Origin of the sequence: Collinsella sp. AM15-2, from assembly GCF_003471985.1 — a bacterium.
Taxonomy (GTDB): Bacteria; Actinomycetota; Coriobacteriia; order Coriobacteriales; family Coriobacteriaceae; genus Collinsella.
Genome location: NZ_QRKO01000028.1, coordinates 1 through 18,761, shown reverse-complemented (window position 1 = coordinate 18,761; position 18,761 = coordinate 1). Strand labels below are relative to the sequence as shown.

The following is an 18,761-nucleotide window of genomic DNA, read 5'->3' as shown; positions in this document are numbered from 1 at the left end:
AAAGTATAGTGTTTATGCGGATAATCAAAAATCAGATATAAAATTTAATATAAATAATTGTCGACCCATAGCGCAAAGAAATAGCCCCGCGATCGGTGTTGATTGCGGGGCCGCGTTGTTTCTAGTGGTTATGCGGGCAGTTGGCGCAGCAGCCGTTTGTGGCGCTGGTGCTTGAGCCACCGCTGCGCTGGTCGGTGTTGTAGAAGCCGCTGCCCTCAAACTTGATGCCGCTGGCCGAGAACGTCTTGGCGGCCGGAGCGCCGCAGTTGGGGCACACGACCTCGGGGGTCTCGGACATGGGATGCTCAACCTCAAACACGTTGCCGCAGCTCGAGCACTTATAATCGTAGCGCGCCATAATACTTCCTTTTCAGCACAAAGCGGGCAGATTACTCTGCCCGCAAAAATTCAAACGTCTGTAACTGTACCCTATTTCGGGGGTTTTATCACGCTTCGCCCCAGAATCTATTGTTGTTGCGCAGGAGCTGTGCGGTTTTGCTCTCGGCGGCCGCAACGTCGGCCTCGTCAGCCTGCCAGGTCCAGTTGCCCGTGGCCACGCCCGGTACGTTCATGCGCGCGTCGTCGCCCAGCCCCAGGACATCCTGCAGCGGCATCATCACCAGGGGAGCGTCGCTTGTCAGCGCGTCACTCATCAGCTTGGCTGCCACCTCAACACCGCTCGGCTCGTCGCCGCCCGCAAAGGAGCGCGTGCACCAACCCGCGAGCGTCGACGTGTCGTGAGTCGATGTGTACAGGATCTTGCCGGGCGTAGGGTGCACGCCGCAACGAACGTCGTAATCGCTAAACTCCAGTACGTCCATACCGGGGAAGCCGCAAGTCGAAGCCATGGCGCGAACACCGGGCGTCAGGTAGCCCAGGTCCTCGGCGATAAAGTTGAGCGGCCCCAACTCGTCATAGGCGGTCTGGAAAAGGTCCTTGCCCGGGCCTGCCAGCCAACGCCCGTCGGCGCAGGCCTTACCTGCGGGAATGCTAAAGTAGCTGTGGAAGCCCAGGAAGTGATCCAGGCGCACGCGGTCGTAGAGCGAGAACGCACGACGTAGGCGATCCATCCACCAGCGGTAGCCGTTCTGCTTCATGTGGTCCCAGCGGAACGTCGGGTTGCCCCACACCTGGCCCTCGGGCGCAAAGTTGTCGGGCGGCGCGCCAGAAATCTCAATCGCCTTACCGGTATCGGACAGCCAGAAGTTCTCGGGCTCGCTCCACGCGTCGGCCGAATCGTCCGAGACATACATAGGGATATCGCCGATGACCTCGATGCCCTTCTTGTGCGCATAGTTCATGAGCTCGCACCAGGCAAGGTCAAAGCGGTACTGCATGTACGCCTGCAACTCTGCCTCGTCGTGGAAACGCTTGTCGTCAATCAGATGCTCGTTGTAGCGCGCGACATCGGCCGGCCAATCGTGGCGCGACTCGCCCTCAAAGTACTTCTTAACGGCCATGTAGACGCAGTACTTCTCGAGCCAATCGGCATTGCGATGTTTAAACGCGGTGTACAGCGGATCGGCATCCTCGCCGCCGCGGGCCTTCCAGGTCTCAAAGTCGGCGGCCAGCTCCTCGTGGCTCTCGGGCAGCAGGTCGATATTGCCTGCAAAGGCCGAAGGACCGGCGTAAGGGGAGCGGAAGAAGTCCGTCGGGTTGACAGGCAGAACCTGCCAGTAATGCATGCCCATAGCGGCCAGATGGTCGATAAAGCGACGCGTGGGAGCGCCGATCGTACCCGGCTTGCCATCGTCAGTCGGTACCGAGGTGATGTGGCATACGACGCCCGCGCCGTGATCGAGCGGCTCCTGCAGACGTTGCTCGGCGTGGTGATAGATGATGGACGACCCCAGCGGATACAGATCGAGCGTGACGGTACCGTTGTGGATCTCGCACTCGTGGCCGCTGATCACATCGCTCGCACATTCGCCGAGCGCCGGGATCGTCACGCAGTGCGAATTGCGCAGGCTGCGGTTGATGATAACCGTCGCGGCCTCACCGTCTTTACCGGTGCGCGTATAGGCCAGTACCTCGTCGTTGAGCGCGAAGGCCTTGATCTCGCCATCGATCATAAACGGCAGCGCGCGGCGCACAGCAGATGCGTTCTTGACAATCGCGAACGTATCGAAGTCGTGCAGGTCTTCCTTGGTCGGCATGGTGCGGCGGTTACCCGGATCGGTGAGACCCTCAAGGCCGTACTCGTCGCCATAGTAAATCGAAGGCACGCCGGGGAACGTCATCTGCATGAGCGTTGCAAGCCAAAAACGGCTCTTGGCCAGGCCCATCGAATTCTCGTCTAGGCGCCACTTGCTGCGCTCGCACTCGGGCAGCTGCGACTCGTCGGGGCCGCCGCCGAACACCGAGATGATACGTGGGCGGTCGTGGCTCGACAGCAGGTTGAGCGCGCAAGACAGGGCCTCACGCGGATAGTTCTCGCGTAGGGTCTCGATATCCTCGGCAGCTTGGTAGGCGTTTTTGTAGCCCATCAAAAAGCCGATGACCATGTCGCGGAAGGGATAATCCATAGCCGAGTCAAGCTCGGAGCCTTGAAGATAGCGACGCAGATGGCCGTAGCTGATCTTGTTGGAGGCGTCTTCCCAGACTTCGCCGAGCAACAACGCATCGGGCTTTTCGGCAAGTGCTGCCTTCTTGATCTCGGTCAGGAAATCGTCCGAAAGCTCGTCGGCCACATCGAGGCGCCAGCCATGAGCGCCGGCACGTAACCATTTACGGATCACGCCGTCCTTGCCCAGGAGCCGCTCGCGTACCAGCTCGGAGCTCTCATTGATGGCGGGCATATTGCCCACGCCCCACCAGCAGTCGTAAGAGCCGTCCTCGTGGAAATAAAACGCATCGCGCCACGGCGAATCCTCGCTCTGCCACGCGCCCACGCCGGGGTAGTTGCCGTAGCGGTTGAAATAGATCGAGTCATCGCCCGTGTGGTTGAAGACGCCATCCAGAATGATGGAGATGCCCAGCTTCTCGGCCGCCTGGCACAGCTCGGTAAAGTCCTGCTCGGTGCCCAGGATCGGGTCGATCTTGGTGTAGTCGGCCGTGTCGTAGCGGTGGTTGCTCGTGGCTTCAAAAATGGGGTTGAGGTAGATGGCTGTAAAGCCCAGCTCGGCGATGCGAGGCAGGTCTTCCTGGATGCCCTTGAGCGACCCGCCGTAGAAGTCCCAGGTTTTGATGGAGCCGTCTTCGGCGCGCTCGTACACGGGCGGCTCGTTCCAGTCCTCGACCATGCGGCGCTGGATTCCGTTGCGTGGTTTTTCGACCTCGGCCAGCGTGCGCTCGCGCCAGTGTTCGTCGCGGGCGTAGCGATCGGGGAAGATCTGGTAGACCATGCCACGCTCGTACCACTCGGGACGCACTTCGCGGTGCTTATAGACGGTAATCTGGAAGGACGGCACCTCGGCGTAGTCGTAAGTTACGCCCTCGCCACCGGTGCGACCCTGCGGTGCGCCCAAGCGGACCTCGGGCTGGCCCTCGATATTGCAGATAAAGCTGTACCAGATAAGACAGGGCTCAGTGCACTCAAGCTCTACGGAAAATATGCCGTCGCCCTCGTGCGTCATGGGATACCGAGACTCACCGATTTCATCGACCCAGGTGCGCAGCGTAAGCGTTGCCTGGTTGGGGTCGGCATCCTCCAGAATCACGGAGAGCGAAAGGGTAGTACCAGTGGTCACAGCGCCAAACGGAGTGCGAAACAGCGGCAGACGGCTGTTGTGAATCAATCTCATAATACGGTCCAGTTCAATAGAATCATGGCCTCCGGGCCATGGGCTTTACGCACAAGATGTAAGTATATCTGTTGTACACAGGCTGTATAAACAACATCCGTTTACCATCGGCGAACGGTTGTCCTAGAAAATCGTTTTACCACTACCTACAGAGAAGGGGCGCCCGGTTGGAGCGCCCCTTGCTTAGGGTTTGATGAGGTTTTGGATCGTCTGTGGGCTAGCGACGCTTGCGGGTGGCCGTTGCCTTGCGGACGGAGGTCTTCTTGGTCGGAGCCTTTTCCTCGGTCGAAGCGGCGGGGGAGACCGGGGCCTCCTTGGCGGGTTCGACCTTTGCCGTAGCCTTCGGAGCGGTCTTGACCTTAGCGGCCTTCGGTGCCGGCTTGGGCTTTGCCTCGGGCTTGGTCTCCTCTTTGACGGCGGCGGGCATAGCCTCTGCCTTAGGGGCGGCAGCCTTTGCCGTGGTCTTCTTGGCCGTCGTCGTGCGCTTTCGCGTGGTGGTCTTGGCAGCGGGCTTGGCCTCGACGGTTGCTTCCGTCTTGGACTCTGCAGGCGTCTCCTCGACCTTGGCTGCCGGCTTTGCGGCTGCCTTGGTCGCGGCGGCCTTGGTAGCCGTCGCCTTCGTAGCTGTAGTCTTCTTGGCGGTCGCGGTGGTCTTCTTGGCAGCGGTCTTTGCCGGAGCCTTGGCGGCCGGTTTGGCCTCAGCGACCTCGGCCTTTACCTCGGGAGCAGCCTCGGCCTCGGCGGCCTTCTTGGCAGCGGCGGTCGTGCGCTTGCGCGTGGTCGTTGTCTTGGCAGCCGTTGTTCTAGTCGCGGCAGCTTTGGTCGTCGTAGCCTTCTTAGCGGTCGTCTTGCGGGTCGTGGTCTTCTTAGCTGCGGGCTTTGCAGCAGGCTTTGCAGCGAGCTTGACCTCGTCCTCTGCCTCAAGAGCAACCTCAGCCTTCACCTTAGGCTCGGCCTTTGCGGGCTCAGCCTCAACAGGCTTCTCTTCGGCCTTGGGCTCCTCAGCGGCCACCGGCTCAGCAACAGCCTCAGGCTCGTCGACAACAGCCAGCGGGCGCTCGATCTCCGGGTGCATAAAGAAGTACAGGTCCAGATACTTATCGGCCGAGCGCGTCCAGCTAAAGTCCTGGCTCATGGCATGCGTGACCAGCTGGTTCCAGGCGTCGCGGTTATCCCAGAACAGACGCGCCGCGCGGAACACGGCGTCGCCCATCTCGTCGCCGTTAAAGTTGGTAAACGAGAAGCCCGTGCCCTCGCCGGTAAACTCGTTATACGGAATCACCGTGTCCTTCAGACCGCCAGTCTCGCGAACAATCGGCAGGGTGCCGTAGCGCATGGCGATGATCTGCGACAGGCCGCAGGGCTCAAACTTCGAAGGCATTAGGAACATGTCGGCGGCGGCATACATGCGCTGCGACAGCGCAGGATCGAACTCGATGCGTGCGGCCATGGTACCGGGGTACTTGTCCTGGAAGTAGCGCAGACCGTCCTCGTAGTCGCGGTCGCCGGTGCCCAGCACCGCCACCTGCACGCCGCCGGCCAGAATGCGGTCGAGCGCGTACATGACCAGGTCCATGCCCTTCTGGCGCGTCAGGCGCGTGACCATCACCATGAGCGGGCGGTCGTCGCGAACTTCGAGCCCCAGCTCTTCCTGCAGCTTGGCCTTGCACACGGCCTTGCCGGAACGGTCCTCGACCGTGTAGTTGGCGGCGATGCGCTTGTCGGTCGCCGGGTCAAAGCCCGCCACATCAATGCCGTTCAGGATGCCCTGCAGCGCGTAGGAGCGCTCGCGCAGCACACCATCCAGGCCCTCGCCAAACTCGGGCGTCTGGATCTCGTTTGCATAGGTGGGGCTCACCGTGGTGATAGCGTCGGCATAGCGCAGCGCGCCCAGCATGTAGTTGATGCTGCAGGCGTCGCAACGCAGCTGCGAGGCGGCCGCCGGAATATGCGCCACGCCCAGGATGTCCTCCATCACGGTGTCGCTAAACTGGCCCTGGAACGCCACGTTGTGGATCGAGAACACGGTCTTGACGCGGTCGTACAGCGGAAGGCCCTGGTAGAACTCGCGCAAGAACACGGGCGCCAGTGCCGTCTGCCAGTCATTGCAGTGCAGGATGTCACACTCAAAGCCCTCGGGCAGGTGCTGCAGGCTCTCGGTGATGGCCTTGGAGAAGAACGCAAAGCGCTCGCCGTCATCAAAGAAACCGTACGGATAGTCGCGCGCAAAGTAGCGCTCGTTGTCGATGAACATATAGGTGACGCCGTCGTGCTCGAGCTTCTCGAGCCCGCAGTACTCGTTGCGCCAGCCCAGACTCACGTAAAAATCGGAGAAGTGCTCCATCTGCGCCTTGTACTCGTCCTTGATGGTGGCGTACTTGGGTACCATCACGATAACTTCGGCGCCGGCGCGCACAAGCGCCGCGGGCAGCGAGCCTGCCACGTCGCCCAGGCCACCGGTCTTCACAAACGGTGCGCACTCGGCCGAGGCAAACACGATCTGCATCTTTTTGCTGGAATCAGCCATATTGTCTCCCATGTTGCAATTCGAGAATAGCCGCCTGGCGCTAACCGGGCGGCTATTCTACATGTTACGAGCGATGTTGCGGTGCCAACGTTAACGTACGATGGTGGTGTCGGAAGTTAACGGAGCCTTGCCCAGCACCAGGATGTTCTCGGGCGTGCCGCGAAGCTCGGTGTTGGTGGGGACCACGTTGTTCTTGTCCAGAATGGCATTCTCGACACGTGCGCCGCTCTTGATGATGCAGCTCTGGTTGATGATCGAGTTGGTGACCGAGGCGCCTTCCTCGACCACGACGCCGCGCGACAGGATCGAGTTGCGCACGGTGCCCTTGATGATGCAACCGGCCGAGATGATCGAGTTGCAGGCGTGGCTACCGGTCGCGTAGCGCGAAGGCGGCACGTCGTGGGCCTTGGTCAGGATCGGGCGCTCGGGAACGAAGAGCTGGTCGGCCTGAGCGGGATCAAGCAGGTCCATGCTGCGGCGGTACAGCGACTTCTCGCTAAACACGCCCACGACCTCGCCCTTGTACTCGTAGCTGCACACGTCGATGTTGCCAAAGTCGCCCTGGAGCGCCTCGAGCAGGTCCAGATAGTCGGCAGCCTGGTAGTGATCGATAATCTCGAGCAGCGTCTGGCGGTTGATGATGCAGCAGTCCATGGATGCGTTATCGCCGTACGCCACGCCGGTGCTCACGCCGGTCAGACGGCCGTTCTCGTTAATGTCGAGCTTGGTCTCGTCCTCGATGTTGCGCGTGGCCTTGCAGTACACCACGGTCATCTGGGCGCCGGAGTTCTCGTGCGCCTCGATGATGGTGTTGAGGTCCAGGTTGAACAAGATGTTGGTGCCCATCATGACCACGTAGGGCATTTCCGAGCGCTGGAACAGCGTTTTGTTGGAGATGATGTCGCGCAGCAGGAAGCGCATGCCGCCCTTGGTGGTGCCATACGCGTTGCCGGGGACCATGAACAGGCCGCCCTTCTTGCGGTCGAGGCCCCAGTCCTTGCCCGAACCGACATGGTCGATCAGGGAGCGGTAGTTGCCCGGCATGACGACGCCGACGGTCTTAATGCCGGCATTCATCATGTTGGACAGCGGAAAGTCGATCAGGCGGTAGCGGCCCAAAAACGGGACAGACGCGATGGGGCGGTCCTTGAGCAGGACGCTGCCGTAGGTCGAAGAGTAGTTAGCGGTGATGTAACCGATGGCCTTGCGATTGATCATCGGATCATTCCCCCTTCCCGATAACGACGTCATTTCCAACGACGGCCGTATCCTTGGTGGTATCGACAGAGCCGAGCTTCACGCCCTCTTCGACCGTGGAGTTCTCGCCCAAAATTGCGCGGCAGATGTGCGCACCGCTCTTAACGTGCGCACCCGGCAGCAGCACGGAGTCCTCGACCACGGCGCGCTCCTCGATGATGACATCGGTCGAAAGGATCGAGTGGCGAGCGGTGCCGTAGATCTTGCAGCCATTGGAGACCAGGCAGTCGTCCAGGCGGCCGTCCGGGCCAATGTAGTGCGGCGGACGCGTGGTGACGTTGGACATGATGGGGAAGCTCTTGTCAAAGAGGTCGAACTCGGGGTTGTTGCCCAGCAGGTCCATCGAGGTCTCGTGGAAGCTGGCGATGGTGCCGGCGTCCTTCCAAAAGCCGTTGAACTCGTAGCTGTACAGACGCTTGCCCTCGCCGAGCAGCTTGGGGATGATGTCCTTGCCAAAGTCGTGGCTCGAGCGCTGGTCCAGGGCGTCCTCCTCGAGCGCCTTGATCAGTACGTCGGCCGAGAAGATGTAGATGCCCATGGAGGCGAGGTTCGAATCGGGCTTCTCGGGCTTCTCGGTAAACTTGGTGATGCGGCCGTCCTCGGGGTCGGTGGTCAGGATGCCAAAGCGGCTGGCCTCCTCCCACGGCACGGGCATAACGCTCACCGTGAGGTCGGCGTTGTTCTCAATGTGCGTCTTGAGCATCTTGCGGTAGTCCATGCGATACAGGTGGTCGCCGGAAAGAATCAGGACGTACTCGGGATCGTTGGCCTTAATGTAGTCGAGGTTCTGCGTGATGGCGTCGGCCGTGCCCGCATACCAGGCGCCGCCGGTCTGCGTCTCGTACGGCGGCAGGATCGACACGCCGCCGTCTCGGCTGTCCAGATCCCAAGCCTCGCCGGAACCCACATAGGCATGCAGCAGGTAGGGACGGTACTGCGTCAGAACGCCCACCGTGTCGATGCCCGAGTTGGAGCAGTTGGAGAGCGAAAAGTCGATAATGCGGAACTTGCCACCAAAGCTAACCGCCGGCTTGGCGATCTTTTGGGTGAGTGCCCCCAATCGGCTGCCCTGTCCTCCTGCGAGGAGCATCGCGATGCATTCTTTCTTACTCATCGATTTCTCCTTCTGTCATCGATGTTCCTAAACCCATTAGCGACGGGCGCGGCGCTCGGTCGCGCCCGTCGAGTAATGCTGTGCGGCAAAGGGAGCTCGCGCGCCTTTACGCGTGCCAGATCTCGTCGCGGTACTCGCGAATGGTGCGGTCGCTCGAGAACCAGCCCGAAGAGGCGGTGTTGAGCAGGGCCTTGCGGTTCCAGGTCTCCTGGTCGCCGTAGCTGTTCGTGAGCTTCTCCCACGCATCCACGTAGCTGCGGAAGTCGGCCATGACCAGGTCGGGATCGTTGTTGTTCATGAGCTCGTTGTAGATGCTCTCGAAGTTGCCCGAAAGACCCGCAAAGGTGTTGTCCTTGAGCTCGTCCATCACGCGGCCCAGACGCTCGCGATCGTTGTTGAGCGTATCCCACGCAAAGTAGCTGTTGGATGCCCAGAGCTGCTCGACCTCGGGGGCGGTCAGGCCAAAGATGGCCTCGTTCTCGCGGCCGGCCAGATCGGCGATCTCGATGTTGGCGCCGTCGAGGGTACCCAGCGTAATGGCACCGTTCATCATGAGCTTCATGTTGGACGTGCCCGAGGCCTCCTTGCCGGCCGTGGAGATCTGCTCCGAGATCTCGGCGGCGGGGTAGATGAGCTGGGCGTTGCTCACGCGGAAGTTGGGGATGAAGCAGACCTTCATGACCTCGTTCACGCGGGCGTCGTTGTTGATGACGTCGGCCACGGAGTTAATGAGGCGGATGGTCTCCTTGGCGAAGGTGTAGCTCGAGGCAGCCTTGCCGCTAAAGATGAAGGTCGTCGGCGTCACGTGGAAGTTGGGATCGGCGATGCGACGGTTGTAGATGTCCATCACCTTCATGATGTTCATGAGCTGGCGCTTATAGGCGTGGAAGCGCTTTACCTGAACATCGAAGACGGTGTTGGGATCAATGACCAGACCGGTCTCGGCCTTGACGTAGGCGGCCAGGCGCTCCTTGTTAGCGCGCTTGGAGGCACCCACGGCCTTCAGGAACTCGGTGTCGTCCTTAAACTCCTTGAGCTTCTCCAGCTCAAAGGCGTCCTTGAGCCAGCCGTCGCCAATGGCCTCGGTCACGAGCTTGGCGTAGGTGGGGTTGGCCTCGGCAAAGAAGCGACGGTGCGAGATTCCGTTGGTCTTGTTGTTGAACTTCTCGGGCGTCAGGGCATAGAAGTCCTTGAGCACGATGTTCTTGATGATGTCGGAGTGGATCTTGGCCACGCCGTTGACGCTGTGGCTGCAGATCACGGACAGGTTGGCCATGCGAATCTCGCCGTCCCACAGAATGGCGGTCTGGCGCAGACGCTCCTGCCAGCCCTCCTGCGTGGTGTCGAACGACTCATGCCAACGACGGCTGATCTCGTCGATGATCTGGTACACGCGGGGCAGGAGCTTGGAGAACGTGCCGATGGGCCACTTCTCCAGAGCCTCGGGCAGGATGGTGTGGTTGGTGTAGCTCACGACCTGCGTCACGATGTTCCAGGCGTCATCCCACTCGAGCTTCTTCTCGTCGATGAGGATGCGCATGAGCTCAGGGCCGCACATGGCGGGGTGGGTATCGTTGGTATGGATGGCCACAAACTGCGGCAGCAGCTCCCAGTTCTCGCCGTGCTCCTTCTCAAAGGTGTCGAGCAGGCTGTAGATGCCGGCCGAAACAAATAGGTACTCCTGCTTCAGGCGCAGCAGACGGCCGTGCTCGCCGGCGTCGTTGGGGTAGAGGATGGCGCTGATGGCCTCGGCCTCGGCGCGCTCGGCGTCGGCCAGGGCATAGTCGCCGCGGTTAAAGGCCTCAAGGTCAAAGTGCTCCTCGACCGGCTCGGCAGCCCAGACGCGCAGCTTGTTGACAGTCTCGCCGGCATAGCCCACGACGGGGATGTCATAAGGGACGGCCAGGATGTCCTGCGTGTCCACCGTGCGGTAGAACGTGCGACCGTTCTCCTCAAAGCCCTCAACGTGACCACCAAACTTGATGGTTACGGCCTTGTCCTGACGGCGGACCTCCCAGGGATAGCCGTGGGTAAGCCACTCGTCGGTGGCCTCGACCTGGCTGCCGTTGACGATCTCCTGCTTAAACAAGCCGTAGCGGTAGCGCATACCGTTGCCGTAGCCGGCAATGCCCTCGGCTGCCATGGAATCCAGGAAGCATGCGGCCAGACGGCCCAGGCCACCGTTGCCCAGCGCCGGATCGGGCTCCTGGTTCTCGATGACGGACAGATCAAAGCCCATATCGTCGAGCGCCTCGGCGACCATGTCGCGCACGCCAAAGTTGAGCAGGTAGTTGTCGAGCAGGCGGCCGATCAAAAATTCGATCGAGAAGTAGTACACGCGCTTCTTGCCCTCGGCGGCCACACGGGCGTCACTCTTGGTGGCAACGGTGCGTGCCTTCTCGGCCACGAGCTTGGCCAGGGCGTTAAAGCGGTCGAGGTCGCTGGCGGCCTCGACGCTCTTGCCACTGATGCTCATGACAGCATCGCGATAGAGCTCGGTAAACTCCTGCTTGTTGTCGAAGATCTTATTCATACGTTCCTTTCCCCCGGGGATGTTTCTCCCGGAACGGTTTTGACTTGTATCCTACGCCTCGTCGGGGCGGTTATTTACAGTGGTAACGCCTTTGTTACGCTTTCTTAGCAGGAGCCTTAACGGCAGCTGCCTTAGCCTTGGGAGCGGCCTTTTTGGCCGTGGTGGACTTGGCCGAAGCCTTGGCAGCGGGCTTGGTAGCCTTCGCCTTAGCTGGAGCCTTCTTAGCAGCCGCGGCCTTGGGCTTTACCGAGGACGAGCGCTTACGCGTCGCCTTCTTGGGCTCCTCAACCACGGGCGGCTTGTAGCTGCTGGGGCCGCGGCGCTTAAGCACTACGCCTGCCAGGCCGGGCACCTTAATCTCAATGGAGTCCATCTGCCCGTTCCAGGGATAGGGCTCGCTCGAGCAGGTGTAGGGTTCCTCGCCGGCATAGCCGCTGCCACCGAACTCTGGACGGTCGGAATCAAAGATGACCTCCCAGTCGCCCTCGCGCGGCACGCCCACGCGGAAGCTCTCGTAGCTCGCCGGGTCAAAGTTGATCAGGATCACCAGGTCGTCGTCGATGTCCTCGCCCTGGCGCACAAAGCTCACGATGGACTGCTTGGAGTTGTCCGCATCGATCCAGGTAAAGCCGTCGTCGGTGTAGCCGCGCTCGTACAGGGCGGGCTCGGCGGTGTACAGGTGGTTGAGCGCCTTGATAAACGCCTGATGATGACGGTGAGTCTCGTACTCCTCGGTTAGGAACCACTGGATGGACTCGTAGTAGCGCCACTCAATAAACTGGCCAATCTCGTTGCCCATAAAGTTGAGCTTGGCGCCGGGGTGCGTCATCTGGTAGAAGGCGAGCGTGCGCAGGCCGGCAAACTGGCGCCACCAGTCGCCCGGCATGCGGCCGATCAGCGAGCACTTGCCGTGCACGACCTCATCGTGGCTCAGCGGGCAAATAAAGTTCTCGGTAAAGGCGTACATGATGGAGAACGTGAGCAGCCCGTGGTTGCCGGGGCGCCACGGGAAATCGGTCTGCATGTAGTGCAGGGTGTCGTTCATCCAACCCATGTCCCACTTGTAGTGGAAGCCCAGGCCGCCGTCCTGCGGCGGATAGGTCACGAGCGGCCACGCGGTGGACTCCTCGGCCATCATCATCACGTCGGGGTAGTGCGCCTCCACGGCGCAGTTGACCTGGCGGATAAATGCGCTGGCGTCCAGGTCCTCCTCGGTGCCGTACTTGTTGAACTTCTTTTGGCCGGGATCGTCGATGCCAAAGTTGAGGTACAGCATGCTGGATACGCCGTCCATGCGAATGCCGTCAACGTGGAAGTTCTCGAGCCAGTACAGCACGTTGGAGACCAGGAAGGAGCGGACCTCGCCACGGGCAAAATCGAACTTGTGCGTGCCCCAGTTGGGGTGAATCTCGTGCTCAAACAGCATGTGGCCGTTAAAGGTGGCAAGGCCGTGGGAGTCGGCGCAAAAACCGCCGGGCACCCAGTCCATGATCACGCCAATGCCTGCCTCGTGGCACGCATCGATAAAGTGCATGAGCTGCTGCGGGTTGCCGTAACGCGACGTGGCGGCATAGTAGCCGGTCGTCTGGTAGCCCCAGGAGCCGTCGAAGGGATGCTCCATGAGCGGCATGACCTCGATATGCGTGTAGCCCATGTCGCGCACGTAGTCCACGAGCTCCACCGACAGGTCGTCGTAGGTATAGAACTCGCCGCGCTGTGCGGGGAAGGGATCCATGGGGCCGGGGTAGTTGCCGAACTCGTCCGGCTCGCCCTGCGGCGCGTCGCCGTGGCGCTTCCACGAACCAATATGCACCTCGTAGATGTTAAGGGGCTGCGAGGTGTGGTTGTGGCCGGCGCGTCGCTTGAGCCACGCGGCGTCATTCCATTTGTAGCCGTCGAGGGTCCACAGTACGCTCGCGGTACCCGGAGGGCACTCGGCCTTAAAGGCATACGGATCGGCCTTGTAGAGCTTTTCGCCCTCGTTGGTCTCGATAAGGTACTTATAGAGCTGGCCCTGTTCGGCGCCAGGAATAAAGCCTTCCCAAATAGCGCTCGTATGCATGGGCACCAGCGGGTTGGCTTCTTCATCCCAGTCGTTAAATTCGCCAATGACATGCACACTCTTTACGTCGGGCGCCCAAACGCAAAAGCGCCAGCCGCGCGTACGGTTCTGCGTGTCGGGGTGCGCGCCCATCTTTTCCCAGCTGCGCTCCCACGTGCCGATGCCAAACAGATAGACATCGTCCTTAGTGAGCTCCGGTACGTGCGGGGCGGCTTTACGGGTAGCGGGCTTTTTAGTTGCTGGCTTTAGCTTTGTATCGCTCACGTTTGATCCCATCATGACGCGGCAGCATGTTGCCTTGGTGACTAGATGCGAAAGGTCCAAGGCTGCACGAATCGAAGGGACGGCGATAGTTCTATGATTCGTTCCACCTCGCGTGCTCGGTGGAACTTTCGGCAGAAACTACGATAACACCTGTACGTTACTTTTATGAAGGAAAGTGGTTTTGGGGCGGCGTTTAATCGGCAAGCGCCATGTTTAGACCACTGGCAGAATTGCCGTGGTAAAACTCTTGACAGTTTTATCAATTAGGGTTTCAAGATTGTTAGTTTGACGTTTGGTAAAACGTTTTTAGCAGGATGTTTACCATTTGACATCGAAAGGCTCGTTTATGTCCCAGACCGCCGCCCCCAACGTTGCTTTTATTTTCGATTGCGACGGCACACTGGTTAATAGCACCCCCGTTTGGGCTTATGCCCAGCCCGAGTTATTGCACCGCCACGGAGTTGACGTGACGGTCGATGATTTTGTCCAGTTTGAGCATTTGTCGCTCGAGGACGAGTGCCAGGCCTACCACGACACGTGGGGCATTGGCGAGAATGGCGAGGAGCTGTATCGCGAGCTGAGCGACATCCTGATCGATGGCTACTCCAAGGTGCCGCCGCGCGAGGGGCTCTTGGCATTTTTGGAGCAGGCGAAGACGGCGGGCATTTCCATGTGTGTGGCTACGTCCACGCCGGCCGAGCTGGTTAAGTCTGCGCTTGCGGGAGCCGGGCTCGACGCTTACATGGAGTTTGTGACCACCACGGGTGAGGCGGGGCGTTCCAAGCAATTCCCCGATGTGTACGAGCTGGCGCTGCGCCGTCTGGAAGAGCGTCATGGGCACCAGTTTGAGCGCGCATGGGTGTTTGAGGACGCCGTCTTTGGCCTAAAGAGCTCTGGGGCCGCCGGGTTTAAGCGTGTGGGCATCTATGACCCGCACGGCCGCATGGAGCGCGACGATGTGCGCGCCAACTGCGATATCTTTATCGACAGCTACGAGGAGCTGGATCTGGCCCGCCTGCTTGCGTTTGAGGGATAGGCGAGAGCTGTGGCTTGTAAGGTATTAGTGGTCTGTGGTTCGCCCGTGGTGGCAAGCGCGGGTCTGTTGCGCCGCTTAGCAGGGGAGTGCGATCACGTCATCGCCGTGGACCGCGGGCTCGACGCGCTGCTGGGCGCCGGCATGAGCTGCGACGTATATGTGGGGGATGCCGACACGGTGAGCGATGCAGGTCGCGCGCTGGTCGATGCCGCCACCGACTTTGAAGTTGAGCGCCATGACCCGTACAAGGACTATACCGATCTGGCGTTGGCGCTCGATTCCGTCCGCCGTCGCTGGCCGGGTGCCGAAGTGGTTGCGACCTGCGCCACCGGCGGCCGCCCCGACATGGCCCTAAGCGTCCTAGGCTTACTAGCCAACTTCAAAGACGCCCCCGTCTGGATTGCCGAGGACGCGACCACGGCCCGCATTCTGCACGAAGGTGAATCTTGGACCATCAAAGGCGCCGAAGGCAAGACGTTCTCCATCATCGCCATTGCCCCTAACACCGAGGTAAGCGAACACGGCCTAGAATGGGAACTAAATCACGCCCCGCTGGGCTTGTTGGCCGACACCGGCATCAGCAACGTCGTCAGGTCAACAGCCACGATCCAAGTCCACACCGGCACCGCCATCGCTTACCTATATCAATAGGCATTTAGAATCTGACCCAAAAAGTCCTTGCACGCCGTGCCAACTTCCCCTATAGTATCTCCTCGTCACGGGGGCGTAGCTCAGCTGGGAGAGCGCTTGACTGGCAGTCAAGAGGTCAGGGGTTCGGTCCCTCGTCTCCACCATCGCGAATGCAAAGGCCTTCGGAATTCCGAAGGCCTTTTTTTCGTGGCAAAACACCTCGGCACACAAACCGATACCCACACCAACAAAAAGTTGCACAATTTATTTCCCATGTCTGTACATAGTTTGTTATCCAATCGCAATTACCGGTGCAGCTCGCTGCTCCATTTGGGCTTCAGGAACGCTCCCAATTATTGCCAGCACCCCAATAACCTGCGTCAACGTGAACAACATCCCAAAACAACCCCCCTTAGCACGTCAAATGAACGATATGTTGTCCAACGCAGCCCAAATCAGTTTCACTAACAGCTTGTGCTAGGATACCTAACGTTACATGAGTTCAACTGTGCTCATGGCTCCAGCAAGCCACAAAGCGCAGGGTCGATCAGCATCCGGCCGTAACGGCGGTGCCAGAAACACCACGAGCTCCAATATCGATTGCCATGCGCGATTTTGCACTTGCTTTGCGGCTATTTAATTAGTCGTTTTAGTTAGTTCAATAATTTGCTATGGCAAATCAGAGCAGTTCTTCAGCTGTTTGCGTGCGGTCCAGTTTTGTACCCGCTTAACTAGCTCGCACGCAGCCAGCTGGGGATGCGGTCATTTTGCGATACACGTCCGCGTCTCTAGCAACTGCATTTGTACATACCGTTCACGGTGGGGCAGAGCCACGTGCTTGTCTGACTGGGCTCAGGGTTTGAATATGGAGCGCCTTCGCGCACAAGCGCCCTGGCGAAGCCATACCCAAACCCCGTGAGCCACACGTAAGACAGTAAGGGGGTGGTGCTCGTGTGGTATGTGATCCAGGTCATTAACGGTCGCGAAGACGTAATGCGCGAGCGCATTGAGCACGTGGTGCCGGCTGGCGCCATGCAGGAGCTCTTTTACCCCCAATTTCAAACCGAGATCAAGGTTCACGGCGAATGGGTCAATACGATCAAGCCGCTGTTCCCCGGTTATCTCATCTGCGATACGGCAGATCCCCGTACCGTGCAACAGTATCTGCTGCGCATGGACGACTTTGCCCGGGTGCTATCCCAGGACGGTCAGTTTGTGCCGCTGGCAAAAGAAGAGGTCCAGCTTATTGGCGGCTTTACGCATAGGGGAGACCGCGTAGTGCCCATGAGCGAGGCCCTAAAAGACGGTGACCAGGTCATAGTGACGGCAGGTCCACTGTTGGGCCACGAAGGCCTTATCAAAACCATAAACAGACGCAAGAGCACTGCTTATTTAGAGCTCGATCTGTGCGGCCGACGCGTAACCACCCGCGTTGGCATCGCGGTGCTTTCCAACGAGCAGCGCGTCATGCGCAATCTTAAAAAGGCGATCGCCTAGCTGCAGACGGTCACTACACAGAACAGGGAGGATCCCCGACCCGGGGACGAAGTGTTGGAAGAGAACGTGTCGGATAAAACTCAATATACAACGGATGCACCCGCGGGGGCGGCGCTCATCGCTCAGGCCATGGACCGGCGTGAGGGCGCCGGCCGCTACAAGCCCATGCAATCCATCATGGACTGGGACCGCTCGCGCCTGGCCTACCGTGCCGTGAAGCGCGCGTTTGACATCGTGTTCAGCGGCTGCGTGCTGGCCGTCATCGCCGTACCCAGCCTGGTGCTCGCCGCGGCCATCCGTCTGGAGAGCGAGGGCAACCCCTTCTACAGCCAGGTCCGAGTGGGACAGACCCGCCCCGACGGCAGCCTGTCCACCTTCCGCATGTGGAAGTTCCGAAGCATGTACAAGGACGCCGACGAGCGCCTCTCCGAGCTCAGGGAGCAGAACGAGATCGCCGGCGCCATGTTCAAGATGAGGGAAGACCCGCGCGTCACCAAGATCGGAAAGTTCATCCGCAAGCACTCCATTGACGAGTTCCCACAGTTCCTGAACGTGTTTCTGGGCCAGATGTCCGTCGTCGGCCCGCGCCCGCCGCTGCCGAATGAGGTAGCTGAGTACACCGAGTACGACCTGCAGAGGCTAGCAGTGAAACCAGGTATTACGGGGCTCTGGCAGGTTACGGAGCGCAACTCCACCGGTTTCGACGGCATGGTCCGCCGGGACCTCGAATACATAGCCAAGCGCGGAGTCATCACGGACTTCAAGATCATCCTCCTAACGGTTCTGGAGGTCTTTAACGGGAGCGATGCGTACTAATGCAGCATGTTTTCATCATCGGATCCAAGGGGATTCCGGCAAACTACGGCGGCTACGAGACGTTCGTGGAGAAGCTGACCGAGAATCAGGTTTCGCCTGACATCAAATATCACGTGGCGTGCGCCGTGGATTCCGCCGAGCAAGTCGGCGAGTTCGAGCACAACGGGGCGCACTGCTTCAACGTGCTGCGCAGGCCCGTCGGTGCCGCGAGGGCGATCTTCTACGACATCGACGCCATCAAGTGGTGCATCGCCTACATCAAGGAGAATCGAGTCCAGCACCCCATCGTCTACGTGCTGGCCTGTCGCATCGGGCCGTTCTTCGGCAGGTACGTGAACAAGATCCACGCCCTTGGTGGCAAGGTCCTCGTGAATCCCGACGGGCACGAGTGGATGCGCGCCAAGTGGAGTGCGCCCGTCCGCAAGTACTGGAAGGTCTCGGAGCGCGGGATGGTCAAGCACGCCGACCTGATGGTGTGCGACTCCAAGAACATCGAGAAGTACATTCGAGGGGAGTATGCCGACCTGGACCCCGAGACGACCTTCATCGCCTACGGGGCCGACATCAAGCGTTCCTTGCTCGCGGACGACGACCCCAAGTTCACGGGATGGCTCTCCGAGAAGGGCCTCGAGCCCTTCGGCTACTACCTGGTCGTGGGACGTTTCGTGCCCGAGAACAACTACGAGACCATGATCCGGGAGTTCGTGGCTTCCGACTCCAAGCGGGATTTCGCGCTCGTGACGGGAGTGGACGACTCCTTCCTCGCAGAGCTCGAGCGGAAGACGCACTTCAAGTCCGACCCACGCATCAAGTTCGTGGGAACCGTCTACGACCAGGAGCTCCTAAAGAAGATTCGTGAGCAGGCTTACGGCTACTTCCACGGCCATGAGGTCGGGGGCACCAACCCGAGCCTCCTGGAGGCGCTGGCATCTACGCGTCTTAACCTCCTTCTCGACGTCGGCTTCAACCGCGAGGTCGCCGAGGATTCCGCTCTGTATTGGGGCAAGAAGTCCGGAGACTTGGCTGAACTTATTAACCGTGCTGACGCGATGGACTTGAAGTCGATCGAGGAGTTCGATGCGGCCTCGACTTCCGTTATTCGCGACCGGTATTCGTGGCGGTCCATCACCGACAGCTATGAAAACCTTTTCCTCGGAAGGCAATAGCGCTATGAAAGGTATCATCCTCGCCGGCGGGTCCGGCACGCGCCTGTACCCGCTCACGCTCGTGACCTCCAAGCAGCTGCTGCCGGTCTACGACAAGCCCATGATCTACTACCCGC

At 60.1% G+C, this 18,761-nt stretch carries 13 protein-coding genes and 1 tRNA gene; 7 read left to right on the top strand and 7 right to left on the bottom strand.

The genetic code is table 11. The features are described 5' to 3' along the window. Positions 1-121: 121 nt before the first annotated feature. The 7 genes from DW171_RS09370 to glgB form a co-directional block, all read right to left on the bottom strand. Positions 122-358: an FmdB family zinc ribbon protein gene (locus DW171_RS09370; RefSeq protein ID WP_089571835.1), complete on the bottom strand. Its 237-nt coding sequence runs from the start codon at positions 356-358 to the stop codon at positions 122-124. Positions 359-446: 88 nt separating this feature from the next. After that, positions 447-3,743 (bottom strand): 4-alpha-glucanotransferase, encoded by a 3,297-nt coding sequence (locus tag DW171_RS09365; protein WP_118271046.1) that lies wholly within the window; start codon positions 3,741-3,743, stop codon positions 447-449. 217 nt (positions 3,744-3,960) lie between these two features. Further along, positions 3,961-6,270: a glycogen synthase GlgA gene (gene glgA / locus DW171_RS09360; RefSeq protein ID WP_199586932.1), complete on the bottom strand. Its 2,310-nt coding sequence runs from the start codon at positions 6,268-6,270 to the stop codon at positions 3,961-3,963. Positions 6,271-6,360: 90 nt separating this feature from the next. Beyond that, entirely contained in the window at positions 6,361-7,488 is a 1,128-nt protein-coding gene (gene glgD / locus DW171_RS09355) for a glucose-1-phosphate adenylyltransferase subunit GlgD (RefSeq protein WP_118271045.1), read from the bottom strand. A 4-nt stretch (positions 7,489-7,492) separates the two neighbouring features. Continuing rightward, on the bottom strand, positions 7,493-8,641 hold the full coding sequence (locus DW171_RS09350; RefSeq protein ID WP_118271044.1) for a glucose-1-phosphate adenylyltransferase: 1,149 nt from the start codon (positions 8,639-8,641) through the stop codon (positions 7,493-7,495). Between the two features lie 106 nt (positions 8,642-8,747). Continuing rightward, positions 8,748-11,174 (bottom strand): glycogen/starch/alpha-glucan phosphorylase, encoded by a 2,427-nt coding sequence (locus DW171_RS09345; RefSeq protein ID WP_118271043.1) that lies wholly within the window; start codon positions 11,172-11,174, stop codon positions 8,748-8,750. Positions 11,175-11,268: 94 nt separating this feature from the next. Then, entirely contained in the window at positions 11,269-13,515 is a 2,247-nt protein-coding gene (gene glgB, locus DW171_RS09340) for a 1,4-alpha-glucan branching protein GlgB (RefSeq protein ID WP_118271042.1), read from the bottom strand. A 331-nt stretch (positions 13,516-13,846) separates the two neighbouring features. On the opposite strand from glgB, the gene DW171_RS09335 reads away from it, so the two are divergent. The 7 genes from DW171_RS09335 to DW171_RS09305 form a co-directional block, all read left to right on the top strand. Further along, positions 13,847-14,536: an HAD family phosphatase gene (locus DW171_RS09335; RefSeq protein WP_118271041.1), complete on the top strand. Its 690-nt coding sequence runs from the start codon at positions 13,847-13,849 to the stop codon at positions 14,534-14,536. A gap of 9 nt (positions 14,537-14,545) precedes the next feature. Continuing rightward, positions 14,546-15,187, top strand: coding sequence for a thiamine diphosphokinase (locus DW171_RS09330; RefSeq protein WP_117779221.1), 642 nt, complete (start codon positions 14,546-14,548; stop codon positions 15,185-15,187). A gap of 69 nt (positions 15,188-15,256) precedes the next feature. Further along, positions 15,257-15,330: transfer RNA gene (locus DW171_RS09325), tRNA-Ala, on the top strand. Between the two features lie 787 nt (positions 15,331-16,117). Beyond that, positions 16,118-16,663, top strand: a complete 546-nt coding sequence (gene loaP, locus DW171_RS09320; protein ID WP_233539151.1) for an antiterminator LoaP — start codon at positions 16,118-16,120, stop codon at positions 16,661-16,663. 66 nt (positions 16,664-16,729) lie between these two features. Beyond that, on the top strand, positions 16,730-17,479 hold the full coding sequence (locus DW171_RS09315) for a sugar transferase (RefSeq protein ID WP_233539150.1): 750 nt from the start codon (positions 16,730-16,732) through the stop codon (positions 17,477-17,479). Then, entirely contained in the window at positions 17,479-18,645 is a 1,167-nt protein-coding gene (gene cps2T, locus DW171_RS09310; RefSeq protein ID WP_118271039.1) for a beta 1-4 rhamnosyltransferase Cps2T, read from the top strand. The genes DW171_RS09315 and cps2T overlap by 1 nt, the downstream gene beginning before the upstream one ends. 4 nt (positions 18,646-18,649) lie before the next feature. After that, positions 18,650-18,761, top strand: a 112-nt coding sequence (locus DW171_RS09305; RefSeq protein WP_255413390.1) for a sugar phosphate nucleotidyltransferase, incomplete at its 3' end; no start/stop codon positions are given.

What these genes read in the sequence shown, in the direction of transcription:
- DW171_RS09370 (WP_089571835.1), bottom strand. Translation starts at nt 358, where the DNA reads ATGGCGCGCTACGATTATAAGTGCTCGAGCTGCGGCAACGTGTTTGAG.
- glgD (WP_118271045.1), bottom strand. Translation starts at nt 7,488, where the DNA reads ATGATCAATCGCAAGGCCATCGGTTACATCACCGCTAACTACTCTTCG.
- cps2T (WP_118271039.1), top strand. Translation starts at nt 17,479, where the DNA reads ATGCAGCATGTTTTCATCATCGGATCCAAGGGGATTCCGGCAAACTAC.
- glgA (WP_199586932.1), bottom strand. Translation starts at nt 6,270, where the DNA reads ATGGCTGATTCCAGCAAAAAGATGCAGATCGTGTTTGCCTCGGCCGAG.
- glgB (WP_118271042.1), bottom strand. Translation starts at nt 13,515, where the DNA reads ATGATGGGATCAAACGTGAGCGATACAAAGCTAAAGCCAGCAACTAAA.
- DW171_RS09350 (WP_118271044.1), bottom strand. Translation starts at nt 8,641, where the DNA reads ATGAGTAAGAAAGAATGCATCGCGATGCTCCTCGCAGGAGGACAGGGC.
- DW171_RS09335 (WP_118271041.1), top strand. Translation starts at nt 13,847, where the DNA reads ATGTCCCAGACCGCCGCCCCCAACGTTGCTTTTATTTTCGATTGCGAC.
- DW171_RS09365 (WP_118271046.1), bottom strand. Translation starts at nt 3,743, where the DNA reads ATGAGATTGATTCACAACAGCCGTCTGCCGCTGTTTCGCACTCCGTTT.
- DW171_RS09345 (WP_118271043.1), bottom strand. Translation starts at nt 11,174, where the DNA reads ATGAATAAGATCTTCGACAACAAGCAGGAGTTTACCGAGCTCTATCGC.